General features: G+C 63.1%; 17 protein-coding genes, 2 tRNA genes and 1 pseudogene. 10 read left to right on the top strand and 10 right to left on the bottom strand.

What is annotated here, in order from left to right; all coding sequences use genetic code 11:
• Positions 1-5: 5 nt before the first annotated feature.
• Both J5286_RS05440 and J5286_RS05435 read right to left on the bottom strand, forming a co-directional pair.
• Positions 6-422 carry a helix-turn-helix domain-containing protein gene (locus J5286_RS05440; RefSeq protein ID WP_209189510.1) on the bottom strand — a complete coding sequence of 139 codons (417 nt, stop codon included), beginning with the start codon at positions 420-422 and terminating at the stop codon, positions 6-8.
• Between the two features lie 6 nt (positions 423-428).
• Positions 429-674: a type II toxin-antitoxin system RelE family toxin gene (locus J5286_RS05435; protein ID WP_047508416.1), complete on the bottom strand. Its 246-nt coding sequence runs from the start codon at positions 672-674 to the stop codon at positions 429-431.
• 52 nt (positions 675-726) lie between these two features.
• Between J5286_RS05435 and betA the strand changes: the two genes are divergently transcribed.
• Complete coding sequence (gene betA / locus J5286_RS05430; protein WP_209189509.1) at positions 727-2376, top strand: choline dehydrogenase; 1650 nt, start codon at positions 727-729, stop codon at positions 2374-2376.
• Between the two features lie 4 nt (positions 2377-2380).
• Here the strand turns inward: betA and J5286_RS05425 are convergent, their stop codons facing one another.
• Together J5286_RS05425 and J5286_RS05420 are read right to left on the bottom strand one after the other, a co-directional pair.
• Positions 2381-2677 (bottom strand): type II toxin-antitoxin system RelE/ParE family toxin, encoded by a 297-nt coding sequence (locus J5286_RS05425; RefSeq protein WP_209189508.1) that lies wholly within the window; start codon positions 2675-2677, stop codon positions 2381-2383.
• The gene (locus J5286_RS05420; RefSeq protein WP_209189507.1) at positions 2674-2946 is read right to left on the bottom strand and encodes a YlcI/YnfO family protein; all 273 of its coding nucleotides are present in this window, start codon (positions 2944-2946) and stop codon (positions 2674-2676) included. Before J5286_RS05420 ends, J5286_RS05425 begins: the two co-directional genes overlap by 4 nt.
• A gap of 210 nt (positions 2947-3156) precedes the next feature.
• On the opposite strand from J5286_RS05420, the gene J5286_RS05415 reads away from it, so the two are divergent.
• Positions 3157-4518, top strand: coding sequence for a chloride channel protein (locus tag J5286_RS05415; RefSeq protein WP_209189506.1), 1362 nt, complete (start codon positions 3157-3159; stop codon positions 4516-4518).
• Positions 4519-4533: 15 nt separating this feature from the next.
• Here J5286_RS05415 and J5286_RS05410 read toward each other — a convergent pair whose 3' ends face one another.
• Positions 4534-4977: an RrF2 family transcriptional regulator gene (locus J5286_RS05410; protein ID WP_209189505.1), complete on the bottom strand. Its 444-nt coding sequence runs from the start codon at positions 4975-4977 to the stop codon at positions 4534-4536.
• A gap of 412 nt (positions 4978-5389) precedes the next feature.
• Between J5286_RS05410 and J5286_RS05405 the strand changes: the two genes are divergently transcribed.
• The 4 genes from J5286_RS05405 (at position 5390) to J5286_RS05390 (ending at position 9770) form a co-directional block, all read left to right on the top strand.
• Positions 5390-6133 carry a phosphoadenylyl-sulfate reductase gene (locus J5286_RS05405; protein WP_209189504.1) on the top strand — a complete coding sequence of 248 codons (744 nt, stop codon included), beginning with the start codon at positions 5390-5392 and terminating at the stop codon, positions 6131-6133.
• A 108-nt stretch (positions 6134-6241) separates the two neighbouring features.
• Entirely contained in the window at positions 6242-7195 is a 954-nt protein-coding gene (gene cysD / locus J5286_RS05400) for a sulfate adenylyltransferase subunit CysD (RefSeq protein ID WP_037180740.1), read from the top strand.
• 1 nt (position 7196) lies between these two features.
• Complete coding sequence (gene cysN, locus J5286_RS05395) at positions 7197-8681, top strand: sulfate adenylyltransferase subunit CysN (protein WP_209189503.1); 1485 nt, start codon at positions 7197-7199, stop codon at positions 8679-8681.
• Between the two features lie 57 nt (positions 8682-8738).
• Positions 8739-9770: a DMT family transporter gene (locus J5286_RS05390; RefSeq protein ID WP_209189502.1), complete on the top strand. Its 1032-nt coding sequence runs from the start codon at positions 8739-8741 to the stop codon at positions 9768-9770.
• A 9-nt stretch (positions 9771-9779) separates the two neighbouring features.
• On the opposite strand, the gene J5286_RS05385 is transcribed toward J5286_RS05390, so the two are convergent.
• From J5286_RS05385 to J5286_RS05375, 3 genes are all read right to left on the bottom strand, one after another.
• On the bottom strand, positions 9780-10289 hold the full coding sequence (locus tag J5286_RS05385; protein ID WP_209189501.1) for a GNAT family N-acetyltransferase: 510 nt from the start codon (positions 10287-10289) through the stop codon (positions 9780-9782).
• 15 nt (positions 10290-10304) lie between these two features.
• Positions 10305-11123, bottom strand: coding sequence for a bifunctional allantoicase/(S)-ureidoglycine aminohydrolase (locus J5286_RS05380; RefSeq protein ID WP_209189500.1), 819 nt, complete (start codon positions 11121-11123; stop codon positions 10305-10307).
• 217 nt (positions 11124-11340) lie between these two features.
• Positions 11341-11417 (bottom strand) — tRNA-Pro (locus J5286_RS05375).
• A gap of 269 nt (positions 11418-11686) precedes the next feature.
• Here J5286_RS05375 and J5286_RS05370 point away from each other — a divergent pair.
• Positions 11687-12103 (top strand): hypothetical protein, encoded by a 417-nt coding sequence (locus J5286_RS05370; RefSeq protein ID WP_113235707.1) that lies wholly within the window; start codon positions 11687-11689, stop codon positions 12101-12103.
• 136 nt (positions 12104-12239) lie between these two features.
• Here the strand turns inward: J5286_RS05370 and J5286_RS05365 are convergent.
• A tRNA-Gln gene (locus tag J5286_RS05365) sits at positions 12240-12314 on the bottom strand.
• Positions 12315-12501: 187 nt separating this feature from the next.
• On the opposite strand from J5286_RS05365, the gene J5286_RS05360 reads away from it, so the two are divergent.
• The 3 genes and pseudogenes from J5286_RS05360 to J5286_RS05350 all read left to right on the top strand — a co-directional run bounded on the left by J5286_RS05360 (position 12502) and on the right by J5286_RS05350 (position 14211).
• Complete coding sequence (locus J5286_RS05360; RefSeq protein ID WP_018899028.1) at positions 12502-12798, top strand: cupin domain-containing protein; 297 nt, start codon at positions 12502-12504, stop codon at positions 12796-12798.
• A gap of 42 nt (positions 12799-12840) precedes the next feature.
• Positions 12841-13758, top strand: coding sequence for an MBL fold metallo-hydrolase (locus J5286_RS05355; RefSeq protein ID WP_209189622.1), 918 nt, complete (start codon positions 12841-12843; stop codon positions 13756-13758).
• Between the two features lie 4 nt (positions 13759-13762).
• Positions 13763-14211 (top strand): annotated as a pseudogene (locus J5286_RS05350) (thiol-disulfide oxidoreductase DCC family protein).
• Positions 14212-14242: 31 nt separating this feature from the next.
• On the opposite strand, the gene J5286_RS05345 reads toward J5286_RS05350, so the two are convergent.
• Entirely contained in the window at positions 14243-15169 is a 927-nt protein-coding gene (locus J5286_RS05345) for a DUF1499 domain-containing protein (protein ID WP_209189499.1), read from the bottom strand.
• Positions 15170-15248 lie beyond the last annotated feature (79 nt).

Genomic DNA, 15248 nt, shown 5'->3' with positions numbered 1-15248 from the left:
TGAGCTCAGCCGACAACGAGATCGTCGAGATCGACATTCAGGGCCGACGCGATGCGCTTCAGCACATCGACGGAGCCCGTCTTCTTGCCGGTCTCGATTTCGGTGAACTCCGCTTCGGAGAGCCCGGCCGCCTGCGCGAGTTCCGCCGGCGTCATCTTGCGGTAGGTGCGATAGGAGCGGATGCGGCTGTCGCTCTCCAGCAGTTCATAGACAAATTCCGCTGGCCAAGTTTCCTCGCCGGCGGCAATGCGTGCCATTACCCTGGTCGCCATCAAACCATCGACCAGATCTTCGTAGTCTTCCTCAAGCAGCAAAACGTAATTCTTGCCGTCGATCTTGAGCTTTTGAACGTCAAATTTCGTGAAGAGGTTATCGTCATCGTCGCGGTCACCATCGACAGCCAATTTGTGCGCTTTGGTCATGCCGCGTTACTCCTTATAAATGCCGCCACGGGGGCCGACGTTGATGACCAGGACAAGCCCCGTCTGCTCGTCGATGATGACGCGGTCATTGCCGACACGTATGCGAACGAGATCCGTTCCGACAAGCTTTTTCACATCCACCGTCTCTCCGCGAGCGAAGGCGTGGACCTTTGCCTTGATCGCGGCCTGACGCTTGGGCTGCATCCGCTCCAAGCTTCTCTGCGCAAGTTTAGAGTAGATCACAGGTTTCATCCTAGCAACATAAACCAGAGCGCTGCACAAATCAATTAGGGGTTGCAAATCCATGCAGGCAGATTTCGTCATCATCGGTTCCGGCTCGGCGGGCTCGGCGCTTGCCTACAGGCTGTCGGAAGACGGCCGGAACAGCGTTATCGTCATCGAGGCGGGCGGGTCGGATTTCGGGCCGTTTATCCAGATGCCGGCGGCTCTGGCCTGGCCGATGAGCATGAAGCGCTACAACTGGGGCTATCTTTCCGAGCCTGAGCCGAACCTCAACAACCGGCGCATCACCGCGCCGCGCGGCAAGGTGATCGGCGGGTCGTCGTCGATCAACGGCATGGTCTATGTGCGCGGGCATGCGGAGGATTACAACCGCTGGGAGGCGCTCGGCGCCAATGGCTGGGCCTATGCCGACGTACTCCCCTATTTCAAGCGGATGGAGCACAGCCATGGCGGCGAAGAGGGATGGCGCGGCACGGACGGGCCGCTGCATGTGCAGCGCGGCGGCATTCGCAACCCGCTGTTTCACGCCTTCATCGAAGCCGGCAAGCAGGCGGGCTTCGAGGCGACCGACGACTATAACGGCTCGAAGCAGGAAGGCTTCGGGCTGATGGAGCAGACGATCTTTCAGGGGCGCCGGTGGTCGGCGGCGAGCGCCTATCTGAAGCCGGCGCTGAAGCGGGCGAATGTCGATCTCGTCTATGGCCTTGCCCGCAAGGTGGTAATCGAAAACGGCCGGGCCGTTGGCGTCGAGATCGAGCGTGGCGGCAAGGTCGAGGTCGTCAAGGCGAACCGCGAGGTGATTGTCTCGGCTTCCTCGTTCAACTCGCCGAAGCTCTTGATGCTCTCGGGCATCGGCCCGGCGGCGCATTTGAAGGAGATGGGGATCGAGGTGAAGGCGGACCGGCCTGGTGTTGGCGCCAACCTGCAGGACCATATGGAATTCTATTTCCAGCAGGTTTCGACCAAGCCGGTGTCGCTTTACTCGTGGCTGCCCTGGTTCTGGCAGGGCGTTGCCGGTGCGCAGTGGATGTTCACCAAGTCGGGGCTCGGGACCTCCAACCAGTTCGAGGCCTGCGCCTTCCTGCGCTCGGCGCCGGGTGTCAAGCAGCCGGATATCCAGTATCACTTCCTGCCGGTCGCGATCAGCTATGATGGCAAGGCGGCGGCCAAGAGCCACGGCTTCCAGGTGCATGTCGGCTATAACCTGTCGAAATCGCGCGGGAACGTGACGCTTTCCTCCGCCGACCCGAAGGCCGATCCCTTGATCCGCTTCAACTATATGAGCCACCCAGAGGATTGGGAGAAGTTCCGCCACTGCGTGCGGCTGACCCGCGAGATTTTCGGCCAGCAGGCTTTCGACCAGTATCGCGGCTCCGAGATCCAGCCAGGCGAGAGCGTTCAGACCGACGATCAGATCGACGCCTTCCTGCGCGAGCATCTGGAAAGCGCCTACCACCCCTGCGGTACCTGCAAGATGGGCGCTAAGGATGACCCGATGGCGGTGGTCGATCCGGAGACGCGGGTCATCGGCGTGGATGGCCTGCGCGTCGCCGATAGTTCGATCTTCCCGCATGTTACCTATGGCAACCTGAACGGCCCGTCGATCATGACCGGCGAGAAGGCCGCCGATCACATTCTCGGCAAGCAGCCGCTGCCGCGCTCCAACCAGGAGCCTTGGATCAATCCGCGTTGGGAAGTGAGTGATCGGTAGGGGATCAGTGGTAATCGTCTTCGCGCTGGTGGCGGACGGCTGCAATCGTCACCATCTCGCTACTTATCGAGAACAGCACGACGTAGCCAGTTGAACCGAAAGGAACGACAAGTTCTCTCAGAAAGGCATCTTTGCCTCGCGCCTTACGGCAACTGAAAGGAAAAACCTCAAGTAGCTTCATCGACTTCAGAAGAGTTTCATACGACCGATCGGCGGATTCCAAATCCCACTCGATCAGGTAGTCGTAAAGCCGATCCATGTCCGCCAACGCCTCGTCGGTGAAACGGATTTGGTATTTCATACCCGTCGCGCGGCCCGCGCGGCGTCAAGCTTCGACTTCAGCATTGTCAAAACATCATCCGCGCTGTGATAGACGCCGGTTCTTTCTGCTTTCGCCAGTGAAGCAAGACCACGCGCAATGAACTCTTCATGCGTGCGGCGATATTCTATCTGCGCCCGCACTGAATTCTCGACGAACGCGGATAACGTTTCGCCTTCCTCAAGCACGCTTTCAGCGGCGGCACGCAGCTCTGGATCGACACGCAGAGACGGTAGCGTTGCGGATTTCATGACGGACCTCGCGCGTTGCAATTGCGACGCATCATACGGCAGTGGACCACAAGTGACAAGCTACGGCTTAACTCGGCGACCAGCCGACCGTCAGACGAAAATAGGAGATCCGCAACCTCGCCCGCATATTCGCCAGGGCTTGCAAACGCCGGCCACGGGGCAGATAAGACCGGTGCCCCCTCTCCCGTCCCCACGCCCCAAGTGACCGACATGCCCCCTCTCTATCGCAAATCCAAGCTGCTCCGTCGTTCGCGCGTGTTTCGGGGCTCGTTCTCGCTCTGGCGTCCGCGTCTGGTGTTCTGGTGCGGGGCGCTGGCGATCGGGTTGATCAGCGTCGCCTTCGCGGAGCTTGCCGACATGGCGCAGAAGGCATTCGCGGCGGTGACGACGTCAAGCCAGTGGTCATTCCTGCTGCCGCTGATCATCACGCCGGCCGGCTTCGTGCTGTCGGCCTATCTCGCGGCGAAGCTGTTTCCGAATTCGCAGGGGAGCGGCATTCCGCAGGCGATCGCGGCGCGACACCTGCATGACGAGGCTGACCGCACACGGCTGCTGTCGCTCCGGATTGCCGGCGGCAAGATCCTGCTCACCGTGCTCGGCCTCTTCTCCGGCGCATCGATCGGCCGCGAGGGGCCGACGGTGCAGGTGGGCGCGTCGATCATGCTGGCGGTCGCGCGCTTTGGCGGCATGGCGCAGGCGCGCGGGCTGATCCTGGCGGGCTCGGCCGCCGGCATCGCTGCCGCCTTCAACACGCCGCTTGCCGGCATCGTCTTTGCGATCGAAGAGATGAGCCGGACCTATGAATCGCGCTCGAACGGGCTTGTTCTGACCGCCGTGATCCTCTCCGGTCTCGCCGCGCTCGGGCTGTCGGGCAGCTACAACTATTTCGGCTCCACCTCGGTGGCACCGATGCATATGGCCGATTGGGGCCTCGTCATCATATGCGGCGTCGGTGGCGGGGCGCTTGGGGCCGGCTTCAGCGGCCTTGCGCTCAATGTTGGTCAGCGCGTGCGCCGCTGGGCGCAGCCGCAGCCCTTGAAGCGCATGCTCTTTCTCGCGGGCGGCTGCGGTCTCGCGATCGCCGTCATCGGCATCGCATCAGGCGGCAACACGTTCGGCACGGGTTACGAGCAGGCGCGGGGTGCCGTCGAGGGACATGCGCTGCCGCTGTTCTTCTTCGCGGAGAAGCTGCTCGCCAGCTTCCTGTCGATGATTTCAGGCATTCCCGGCGGCATCTTCGCGCCGTCGCTTGCCGTCGGCGCCGGTTTCGGCAGCACGGTCGGCTCGCTGATCGGCAGCAGCATCGCGCTGGCCGCAATCCTTGGTATGGCTGGCTATTTCGCCGGTGTCGTGCAGGCACCGATGACGGCCTTCGTGATCATCCTGGAGATGACCGGCGACCATGAGGCGGTGATCCCGATCATGGCTGTGTCGATGATCGGCTATGTGACGTCGCGCTTCCTGTCGCGGGAGCCGCTCTATCACGGCCTGTCGCGCGTGTTCATCGCAGCCACGATCCGGGCGCGGCGCGCGGCGGAGAAGGCGTCACATCAGGAAGAGCCGGCCCACTGAGGCCTGCGTTGCGCGCTAGGCCAGCATCCGCGTGACTTCGGCACCGCGCGGCGCCACCGCGTCGGCGATGGTGGTGGAGAACAGCACCTTGCGGGTGGCGTCTGCCACCTTGGCGAAGACGTGGCGGATTTCGCAGTTCTGCTCGTCGTCGCAATCGTCGCACTTGCGGTAGGCGGTGATCGACAGGCAGGGCAGCGGGGCGATCGGGCCGTCGATGATGCGCAGCACTTCACCGAAAGTGATCATGTCGGCCGGCTTCAGGAGCAGATAGCCGCCCTGCTTGCCGCGGCGGCTGACGACGATGCCCTGATGCTTGAGGTCGAGAAGGATCTGCTCAAGGAACTTCTTCGGGATCTTCTGCTGCGCCGCGATATCGGAGATCATCACAGGTTCGCCGTCATCGGCCTCGGCCAGAACGGTGAGCGCCCTAAGCGCGTATTTCGCCTTCTGCGTAATCATTTTCAGCCATCGACACACAAGCGGCGGACACTAATTGCGCCCGGCGGAACTCTTCTTTTTCTTTCTATCTCACGCGCTGGATGAACATAGTTTGAACAAGCGCGCAAACCCCCTGAGAAACAGGCTTTTCAGCCTTGTTTTCAATCTCAAATCAGCAATCTCGAATTTAACCGAAAAAGCGACCCTCCAAGCATCAAATCACATTTCCGATTGACAGGCGACGTGTAACCCTACTAAATCAATAGAGATTAAGGTGCGACGCTGGCCATCCATGCCGGCGCGGCTGCTTTTCTGCATCGCAGCGGCCGGGGAGAGATATTTGCTCCATTCCAGCCTGCTTTCGAAATGCCTGTTTCTGTCCTCTCCATCCCCAAGCTGCGATACTCCTGTCAACATCTAGGACAGGATTCCCATGACTGTTGCTCATACAATCGAAGAAGCGGAAACGCTGAACACGAAGCTTGGAAGCCTATCGCTGGCCGAACGCCTGTCGTTCGTCGCCGGCCTCGGCGGGCGGGTGGTGTTCACGACGTCGCTTGGTATCGAAGACCAGGTCATTACCGCCGAGATCGGCAATCACCGACTGCCGATCGACGTCGTGACGCTGCAGACCGGCCGCCTCTTTGCCGAGACGCTCAACCTGATCGACGAAACGGAAAAGCAGTACGACATCCACATCAGCCGCTACGAGCCCGAGCAGGCGGATATCGACGCCTATGCGGCGCAATACGGCCTCAATGGTTTCTACGAGAGCGTCGAAGCCCGGCATGCCTGTTGTGGCGTGCGCAAGCTGAAGCCGCTTGCGCGCGCGCTCAATGGGGCAACCATCTGGATCACCGGCCTGCGCCGCGGCCAATCGGCCAATCGCTCCGAAACGCCGTTCGCCGAATATGACGCCGATCGCCATCTCCTGAAGGTCAATCCGCTGGCCGATTGGGACATCGACGTCATCAAGGCTTACGTCGCCGACAACAGCGTGCCGATCAACCCGCTGCATGCGCGCGGCTACCCCTCGATCGGCTGCGAGCCGTGTACCCGCGCCATCAAGCCCGGCGAGCCCGAGCGCGCCGGCCGCTGGTGGTGGGAACAGGACCAGACGCGCGAATGCGGCCTGCACGTGGCTGAAGAGGCGTCCGCCATTTCCATCCAACAGTAACCCCTCGGCATCGGGATCAGAGCGCGGCAGCCGCCGGCGCTCCCCGATGCATCGTCTCATTGCATTCCGGGCCAGGCGCCCGCGAATGATCGAAGTCTGGAGTAAGACATGCCCGATAGCCGTCCGGATACGGAACTCAGCAATCCGCAGAGCACCAAGCCGCCGCTCGACCCTCATCTGAAGGCGCTCGAAAACGAATCCATTCATATCTTCCGCGAAGTGGCGGCCGAGTTCGAGCGTCCCGTGATGCTCTACTCGATCGGCAAGGATTCATCCGTGCTGCTGCATCTGGCGCGCAAGGCCTTCTATCCCGGCCGCGTGCCCTTCCCGCTGCTGCACGTCAACACTGGCTGGAAGTTCGCGGAGATGATCACTTTCCGCGACAAAATCGTGAAGGAATATGATCTCGACCTGATCGAGCACATCAATCCGCGCGGTGCAGCCGAAAACATCACGCCGTTTACCTATGGTTCGGCGCGCTACACCGACATCATGAAGACGGAAGCGCTGCGCAATGCGCTCGACGCCGGAAAGTTCGACGCGGCCTTCGGCGGCGCGCGGCGCGACGAGGAAGCATCCCGCGCCAAGGAGCGCATCTACTCCTTCCGCACCCCCGACCACCGCTGGGACCCGCGCAACCAGCGCCCCGAGCTCTGGAACATCTATAACGGCCAGATCCGCAGCGGCGAGAGCGTGCGCGCCTTCCCGCTGTCGAACTGGACCGAGGTCGACATCTGGCGCTACATCCAGGCGGAAAACATTCCGATCGTGCCGCTCTACTTCGCCGCCAAGCGCCCCTATGTCGAGCGCGACGGCATGATGATTTCGGCCTCCGATCCGCGCCTGGAACTGCTGCCCGGCGAAACCAAGCAGGAAGACTTCATCCGCTTCCGCACGCTCGGCTGCTTCCCGCTGACGGGCGCGATCAAGTCCACCGCAACGACGATGGACGACATTATCGCCGAACTTGAAATTGCCACTGTCTCCGAACGCCAGGGCCGCGCCATCGACCGCGACCAGTCCGGCTCCATGGAGAAAAAGAAGCGTGAAGGATATTTCTGAGATGACTGCAGCAGCAACAGCAAGCGCCATCGCCGCCCCCGCCGCCGAGCCCGCCCAGGCCGTGCGCGACACGCGACCGTTGCGCCTCATCACCTGCGGCAGCGTCGATGACGGAAAGTCCACGCTGATCGGCCGCCTGCTCTGGGACACCAAGGCTGTCAAGGAAGACCAGGCAGCGACGCTGCGCCGCGATTCCACCGGCAAGCAGAACGATCTCGGCCTGCCCGACTTCGCGCTGCTTCTCGACGGCCTGCAGGCCGAGCGCGAACAGGGCATCACCATCGACGTCGCCTATCGCTATTTCGCAACCGACAAGCGCTCCTTCATCGTTGCCGACACCCCCGGCCATGAGCAGTACACGCGCAACATGGCGACCGGCGCATCCACGGCCGACCTCGCCATCCTCTTGGTCGACGCCCGCGCCGGCATTCTCGAGCAGACGCGCCGTCACGCGACGATCGCCTCGCTGCTCGGGATCAAGCAGTTCGTGCTCGCCGTCAACAAGATCGACCTCACCAACTACGACCGCGCCGGCTTCGACAAGATCGTCCACGAGTTCCGCGAATTCGCACTGTCTCTCGGCGTCAAGCAGATCACCGCGATCCCGATGTCGGCGCTGAAGGGCGAAAACGTCGTCTATTCCGGCGAGGCTTCGATGCCGTGGTATGCCGGCCCGACGCTGGTGGAAACGCTGGAGCTTGCCACCGTGCGCTCGTCGCAGACGGTCGGCTTCCGTCTCTCCGTGCAGCGCGTGTCGCGTCCTGGCGAGAGCTTCCGCGGCTATCAGGGCACGGTTGCCGGCGGCTCTGTGAAGCCGGGTGACAGCGTGATGATCCTGCCGTCGGGCATGGTCGCCAACGTCACCAAGATCGTCACCTTCGATCTCGTGCGCAACGCCGCGGTCGCGGGCGATGCGATCACGCTGGTGCTCGACCGCCAGGTGGACGTGGCGCGCGGCGACATGATCGTTTCGATCGACAGCCAGCCGCAGGTGGGCCTCTCCTTCGACGCGCAGATCGTCGCCTTGCAGCCCGAAGGCATCGAATCCGGCAAGCGCTACTGGCTGAAGAGCGGCAGCCGCCGCCAGCGCGTTCAGGTCCAGCCTGTCGCGCAGCTGCAGCTGAAGACCGGCACCTGGACCTCGGCCGAGACGCTCTACATGAACGCCATCGGCAAGGTGCACCTGACCTTCGACGAAGCGGCGATCTTCGACCCCTATGAGCAGAACCGCTCGTCGGGCGCCTTCATCCTGATCGATCCGGAGACTAACAATACGGTCGCCGGCGGCATGGTGACGGGCAAGCGCTCGGAGCTCAGCGGCCTGCACAGCGCCGACGGCCGCGTGATCCTGTCACTGCCAGCCGATCTCGCCGACCAGATCATGGCCAGCGAGCTGTTTTCCAGCCGCCGCGACGAAGCGGAGGTGCGCCGGATGACGGCAGCGGAGGCCGCCAACCTCTGGACCAACGCCGGCGGCGACATCTGAGATGACGACATGAGACGGGGCCGATCGGCCCCGTTTTCTTTTGAGGAGGCAAAGGGCATGCGTGGCATCGCAACACCGGCAAGGCCTGTCTCGTCACACAGCGTCGTCGTGCCTGTCACGGCGAGGCGCGCGATGTCCTCGCAGGATTGGAGCCGTCTGCTGCTGCTTGGCGCGCTGTGGGGCGGTTCGTTCTTCAACGGACGGATCGCCGTTGCAGAGATTTCGCCGCTGGCTCTCGTCTTCTACCGGGTATCGATCGCGGCACTGACGCTGCATCTCTGGCTGAAGCTTCGCGGCCTGTCCTTCGCCCCAGTTCTGGCCCAGCCGGCCGGCTTCCTCGGCCTGGCGCTGCTGAACAACGTTATCCCCTTCTCGCTGATATTCGCCGGGCAAACCGAAATCGGCGCCGGGCTCGCCTCGATATTCTATGCGACGACGCCGCTATGGACGATCTTCGTCGCCACCATGCTTGCGAAAGACGAGAGGCTGTCGGTGGCGGCACTCGCTGGCATCGCGCTCGGCATCGCAGGGGCTGCGGTGCTGATCGGCCCCGGCCTCCTCTCCAATCTCGACGGACCGCTATGGGCCAAGCTCGCGGTCATCGGCGCTTCCATCTCCTATGCGTTCGGCGTCGTGCTTGCGAGGCGCTTCCGTGGCATCAGCGCCGAGGTGATCGCCACCGGCCAGCTGACGGTATCGAGCCTGCTGATGCTGCCCGTCGTCGCCGTCTTCTGCGCGCCTGATGACATCATCCCCGTGAGCGGAACGACATGGGTGGCGATCGCGATCCTCGGTCTCCTGTGCACGGCGCTTGCCTTCATCCTCTACTTCAGCCTCATCGCCTCGGCCGGCGCCACCAACGCCTCGCTGGTGACGCTGCTGGTGCCGGTGAGCGCCACGCTCTTGGGCGCGCTCTTCCTCGGCGAGCGGCTGCGGATGTTCGAGCTCACCGGGATGGCGCTGATCATGAGCAGCCTGGTTGTGATCGATGGCCGGGTGTTGCGGCGGCTCATCGGTGGCGGCGAGATACGGAGGATGACGGCGGCGCAGGCGGTGCGGCGCTGGCCTTATGCGGCGAGCGATATTTGACGACAGGCGCTAGCGCGTCGCGCGTTCCATGACGATATCCGTCTGCACGTCATCGCCCACCGTGAACGTCGTACTACCGACCGGCACGAAGCCAACCTTGTTGTAGAAGGCGATGGCGCGGGCGTTCTTTTCGTAGACCGTCAATTGCAGGCGCTCCACGCCGCGCGCCGCACATTCGGACACGACAGCATCGAGCAGGCGGTTGGCGAGGCCCTGGCCGCGCCAGGCGGTGTCGATGTAGATGCGGCTGAGCAGGCTGGCGTCGGACGGGGATGGCGAGACGACGAGATGGGCGTAGCCGGCAAGCGTGTCGCCGTCCGTCGCCAGGAAGACGGCGGCCTCGGGGTCGGCGATCTCGGCGGCCTGGATGTCCGGCCTGAATGCCTTGGTAACGTAGGCCTCGAGATCGGCGGCCGGCGTATCCTCGCCATAGGTGGCGCGGAACAGGTGAGCGGCGAAATGGCTGAGTGCCGCCGCGTCCGCCGCTTCGGCGCGCCTGATCTCGATCGATGCCGTCATCGGTATTGCCTCAGCCTAGAACAGCGGCATGTGCCGGTTGACGTCCTTGTAGAGCAGATAGCGGAAGCGGCCGGGGCCGCCTGCGTAGCAGGCCTGCGGGCAGAAGGCGCGCAGCCACATGTAATCGCCGGCCTCGACCTCGACCCAATCCTTGTTGAGACGATAGACCGCCCTGCCCTCAAGCACATAGAGACCGTGCTCCATCACATGGGTTTCCATGAAGGGAATGACGCCGCCGGGCTCGAGCGTGACGATGGTCACATGCATGTCGTAGCGCAGGTCGGACGGGTCGATGAAGCGGGTGGTCGCCCAGACGTCGTCGGTATCCGGCATCGACTGCGGCGGGTTCTGGTCCTCATGGGTGAAGAGCGCAGGCGGCGGCTCGAGGCCTTCGACCGGCTGGAAGGCCTTGCGGATCCAGTGGAACTTGGCGGCAACGGCCCCCTTGTTCCACAGCGTCCATTTCGAGCCGGCCGGGAGGAAGGCGAAGGAACCGGGGCGCAGCACGTGTGTTGCGCCCTCGTGATCGACGGTGACCTCGCCGTCCACGACGAAGAGCACGCCTTCGGCGCGCTTTTCCGGCTCCGGCCGGTCACTGCCGCCGCCCGGCTGCACTTCCATGATGTATTGCGAGAAGGTCTCGGAGAAACCGGTCATCGGGCGCGAGATCACCCAGGCGCGCGTGCCCTGCCAATGGGGAAGATAGCTGGTGACAATATCGGTCATCACGCTGCGTGGGATGACAGCATAGGCCGTGGTAAACACCGCCTTGCTCGACAAAAGCTCGGTCTGCGGCGGCAGGCCGCCCATGCTGGAATAATAATCTCTGCTCATCGATCCGCTTCTCATGACATTTGTGACATCAAGCTTTAAGCGCGAGATTCCAACGAGGCAATATGCGGATTGGCGGAAGTGTTTTTCTATGGCGGGGATGTTTGGGAGATGGTTGCGGCGATGCCAAACGGTCCGCAATCGGTCCGTTGCGATGGCGCGAGATATTCGGAAAAATCCGGGATCAGGTGGAAAATCCTGCAATGCCGGGATTTTCAGCTGGTCGGAGTGAGAGGATTCGAACCTCCGACCCCCACGTCCCGAACGTGGTGCGCTACCAGACTGCGCTACACTCCGTGACCAGCGGCGCCTCTATAGACCGGCCCAACGGCTTGCGCAAGCACCAAAATCCAAAGCGGGTTGCATTTTTATGACGGCGGCGGCGGCAAGCGCGCCCGGGCTTGCGCGCGAGCAAAAAGCCACACCCGCCGCAAATTTTGCAATCGCGAAAAAGAGCTGATTTTCTTTTGCCGGGTTCCGCGCTAAAGCGCTGTCAGGACAGGCTGAAACGCTGCAGGGGCAGTGATTCCCGCCGCCGAATGCGCGACAAATCCAGGGACGACACCATGAAACTCCGCACTTTCGCAGCCGCAGCGCTGGCCATCACCTTGGCCGGCTGCACGACCATCCCCACGGCCGCCGATCCGATCTCCAGCCGCTGGGTCGGCCAGTCCGCCGGCAAGTTCTTCGCGGCCTTTGGCCCGCCGCTCACCGATGCCGACAATGGCAGCGGCAACGTCTACACCTGGAAGGGCGGCTACAAGACCGTGACCGTTCCGGCAAAGTATGCCGATGGCACTGAGGGCAAGCGCGGCAAGCAGATCTCGCCCGCCCGCAAGCAGTATCTGCGCTGCCAGGTTACCATTACCACCAGCTCGGACTACACGATCCGCAGCATCAAGGTCGCCGGCGACATCCCCGGCGTGAACGGTCCATCCTACTGCGCCGAATTCCTGGCGCCTGCCCAGCCGGCCGCGCAGTAAGGCGCAGCGAGCGCAAGAGACATGAGAGGCGGGACACAGGTTCCGCCTTTTTTGTTTTTGGGGACACGGTTGCCGCCACTCAAACCAAACATGCTTGAAGCGCGATCGCGTTCAGGGATTTACTGGATGAGAAGGATGGCTGGGGCGCCAGGATTCGAACCTGGGAATGCCGGTACCAAAAACCGGTGCCTTACCGCTTGGCGACGCCCCACCAGAGACTGGCAGCGATAAACGCTTGCCAATTGCGTCGCCTGATTAGCAAAGGTCCGTGAACGTCACAATCATTAAGTTTCAGGGCGAGCATATTTCTGTGCGGTCTTTTCTGTGCGCTCTTTTTTGTACGCTTTGGCGGACGGCATGATAGGTCTCTTCTCAGACCATAGCGCTTCGGAGTGACAATGAGCCAGTATCGCGCCCGCCCGCCTGCCCTTGCCACGCTTCTCCTCGACGATGCCGTCGTCAAGATCACGCGTTGGGACTTCGAGCCCGGCGCCGATACCGGCGTGCATACGCATGGGATGGGCTATGTCGTGGTGCCGATGACGGACTGCCAGTTCCTGATCGAGGAAAACGGCGATAGCCGGCGGGTGGATATCGCGGCGGGTGCCGCCTATCGGCGCGACGCGGGGACCGAACACAATGTCGTCAATGCCGGCGACAAGCCGATGTCCTTCATCGAGATCGAGTACAAGTAGGTCGTTACAAGATACGACCGGGTGGACGACCGCAGGAACGACATGGCCAATCCAGACTTCAATCGCGCCTTCGAGCCCGCCTACGGCCAGGCCGTGCCGGTGGCACCCGGCGTTCAGCGGATCACGGTCAACAATCCGAGCGCGTTCACCTTTCACGGCACCAACAGCTATATCGTCGGCGATCGCTCGGTCGCGGTGATCGATCCGGGCCCTGATGACGACGCGCATTTTTCGGCGCTGATGGCAGCGCTTGAGGGGCGCGAGGTCACGCATATCCTCGTCTCCCATACGCATCGCGATCACTCGCCGCTGTCGCGCCGGCTCAAGGAGGCGACGGGGGCTATCGTCGTCGCCGAAGGGCCGCACCGGGCGGCGCGGCCGCTGCATGCGGGGGAGACCAATCCCTTCGCCGAGAGCTCCGACATGGCGTTTCGCCCCGATGTCGAGCTTGCCGACGGCGAAGCGATCGAGGGCGACGGCTGGCGGCTGACGGGCGTGCATACGCCGGGGCACGCTGCCAATCACATGGCGTTCGCGCTTGATGACACCGGCATCCTGTTTTCGGCCGATCATGTCATGGCCTGGGCGACCTCGATCGTCGCGCCGCCGGATGGCTCGATGGCCGATTATATGGCCTCGCTCGACAAGCTGATTGCAAGGCGCGACCGGCTGCTCCTGCCCGGCCATGGCGGCCCGGTGCGCAAGCCGATCTCCTTCATGCGGGCGCTGAAGACGCACAGGCGGATGCGCGAGCGCGCGGTGCTGGGGCGGATCAGGGCCGGCGATACCAATATCCCCGACATGGTAAAGGTGATCTACCGCGACACCGATCCGCGGCTGCACGGTGCGGCGGCCCTTTCCGTGCTGGCGCATATCGAGGATCTGATCGAGCGCGGCGAGATCGAGACCGATGGCTCACCGGCGCTTTTGGGGTCGTATCGGATGGCCGGGAGAGGATGAGCCGATGCGGGCGGACTACAGCTATCGCCAGGATGCGGCCGTTCCCGATTTCCCGACGACAAGGCGCTGATCGTGTTCGATGGCGAATGCGTGTTCTGCTCGGCCTGGGTGCAATTCGCGCTGAAACACGACAAGCGCCAGCGCTACCGCTTTCTTGCCGCGCAGACGCCGCTCGGCGAGGCGCTCTACCGGCACTATGGGCTCAACGAGCGTGACTACGAGACCAACATCCTGATCGAAGGCGGGCGGGCCTTTTTCAAGTCGGACGGCTCGATCCGCATGGTGGCCGGGCTCGGCGCGCCCTGGTCGGCCGTGAGGATACTCCGGCTTTTGCCGCGAAAGCTTGCAGAGCGGCTCTACGAATTCGTGGCGCGCAACCGGCTGAAGATTGCCGGGCGGCGGGCAAGCTGCTTCGTGCCGACGCCGGCACAACGCGATCGCTTTCTCGGATGACAGACAGGGCCGTACAATCCGACCTTATGGATCAGCTGCCGGCGATGCCGAGCAGTTCGGCGTCCAGCGCTTTCAGATAATCCTCGGCGATATCGGCGCTGAAGCCGAGGTCGGAGGGGCCGTAGCGGGAGGCGACGCGGACGTCGACGAAGGTGGTCTCGGCCTCTTCGCGCAGGCGGATGATGACGTCGAAGCGCAGGCCGAGAACCAGCGTGCGGGTTTCGCCCTGCAGCGTCACGCCGTTGGCGCGGCGGATCAGCTGGGCGACGTCGTCGTCATAGGGGCGCGGCGTTGGAACGGGCACGACATCGGGGGCCTCGTCGGGCACGGCGGTGTTGTCGGCGGCTTGGTTCTGGGCTTGGGGCTTGGCCGCCGGTTTATTCTCGGGGTCGCGGGTCGGCACACTGTCGCCTTCGGCGCGCGTTATGCGGATACCATTCAGCTTGGCGACCTTCTTGACAGCCTCAAGCACGCGGTCGATGGCGCCGTCGTAGCGGCGGCCTGTCAGTTCCGGATAGGCTTCCAGCTGCTTCTCGCGATCCTCCGGCGTCACCGGAACCCGCTTCAGCCAGATCTGGTCGGCGCTCGGGGTCTTCAGCCAGTCCGGCACCGAGACGGGGTCGGTGGAGACGTCGTAGATGACGGGCATGGTGAGATAGCGCTCGACCGCCAGCCCGCCGATGACGAGCGGCAATGCCGCGAAGATCAGCGCCTTCAGCGCATCGTGCCCGCCCTCGGCGCCCGTCAGCCAAAGGCTGCGCAGGCCGGCTGCGGCGAGAACCGCGGCCAGGATGCTGAAGCCGGTGGCGACGATCAGGATGAGCACAAGATAGGGCGTGGCGAGGCCGGCGAAGCGGTGACCGATCAGCGCCGCCAGGCACAAGACCAGCGCAAAGGCCGCGAACCGCCTGGAAAAGCGGGCGGCACTGGAAATGGGGCGGTCGAAACGGATTGCCATCAAACTTACCGGTTAGTCGCAAGCGGCGCGTCCCGCATGAACGCGCAAATCGCCCAAGCACTTGTTTAGTGCAAGATTC

It is taken from the genome of Rhizobium sp. 16-488-2b (assembly GCF_017741815.1).
In the GTDB taxonomy this organism is placed as follows: Bacteria; Pseudomonadota; Alphaproteobacteria; order Rhizobiales; family Rhizobiaceae; genus Rhizobium.
Note: the sequence above shows the minus strand (reverse complement) of the source record. Positions and strands in the feature narration are given on the sequence as shown.

Excerpts from the sequence above, each read along its gene's own strand:
- betA (WP_209189509.1), top strand. The coding sequence starts at position 727 with ATGCAGGCAGATTTCGTCATCATCGGTTCCGGCTCGGCGGGCTCGGCG.
- cysN (WP_209189503.1), top strand. The coding sequence starts at position 7,197 with ATGACTGCAGCAGCAACAGCAAGCGCCATCGCCGCCCCCGCCGCCGAG.
- J5286_RS05425 (WP_209189508.1), bottom strand. The coding sequence starts at position 2,677 with ATGAAATACCAAATCCGTTTCACCGACGAGGCGTTGGCGGACATGGAT.
- J5286_RS05345 (WP_209189499.1), bottom strand. The coding sequence starts at position 15,169 with ATGGCAATCCGTTTCGACCGCCCCATTTCCAGTGCCGCCCGCTTTTCC.
- J5286_RS05360 (WP_018899028.1), top strand. The coding sequence starts at position 12,502 with ATGAGCCAGTATCGCGCCCGCCCGCCTGCCCTTGCCACGCTTCTCCTC.
- J5286_RS05420 (WP_209189507.1), bottom strand. The coding sequence starts at position 2,946 with ATGAAATCCGCAACGCTACCGTCTCTGCGTGTCGATCCAGAGCTGCGT.
- J5286_RS05405 (WP_209189504.1), top strand. The coding sequence starts at position 5,390 with ATGACTGTTGCTCATACAATCGAAGAAGCGGAAACGCTGAACACGAAG.
- J5286_RS05380 (WP_209189500.1), bottom strand. The coding sequence starts at position 11,123 with ATGAGCAGAGATTATTATTCCAGCATGGGCGGCCTGCCGCCGCAGACC.
- J5286_RS05415 (WP_209189506.1), top strand. The coding sequence starts at position 3,157 with ATGCCCCCTCTCTATCGCAAATCCAAGCTGCTCCGTCGTTCGCGCGTG.
- J5286_RS05435 (WP_047508416.1), bottom strand. The coding sequence starts at position 674 with ATGAAACCTGTGATCTACTCTAAACTTGCGCAGAGAAGCTTGGAGCGG.
- J5286_RS05385 (WP_209189501.1), bottom strand. The coding sequence starts at position 10,289 with ATGACGGCATCGATCGAGATCAGGCGCGCCGAAGCGGCGGACGCGGCG.
- J5286_RS05440 (WP_209189510.1), bottom strand. The coding sequence starts at position 422 with ATGACCAAAGCGCACAAATTGGCTGTCGATGGTGACCGCGACGATGAC.
- J5286_RS05370 (WP_113235707.1), top strand. The coding sequence starts at position 11,687 with ATGAAACTCCGCACTTTCGCAGCCGCAGCGCTGGCCATCACCTTGGCC.
- J5286_RS05410 (WP_209189505.1), bottom strand. The coding sequence starts at position 4,977 with ATGATTACGCAGAAGGCGAAATACGCGCTTAGGGCGCTCACCGTTCTG.
- J5286_RS05390 (WP_209189502.1), top strand. The coding sequence starts at position 8,739 with ATGCGTGGCATCGCAACACCGGCAAGGCCTGTCTCGTCACACAGCGTC.
- cysD (WP_037180740.1), top strand. The coding sequence starts at position 6,242 with ATGCCCGATAGCCGTCCGGATACGGAACTCAGCAATCCGCAGAGCACC.
- J5286_RS05355 (WP_209189622.1), top strand. The coding sequence starts at position 12,841 with ATGGCCAATCCAGACTTCAATCGCGCCTTCGAGCCCGCCTACGGCCAG.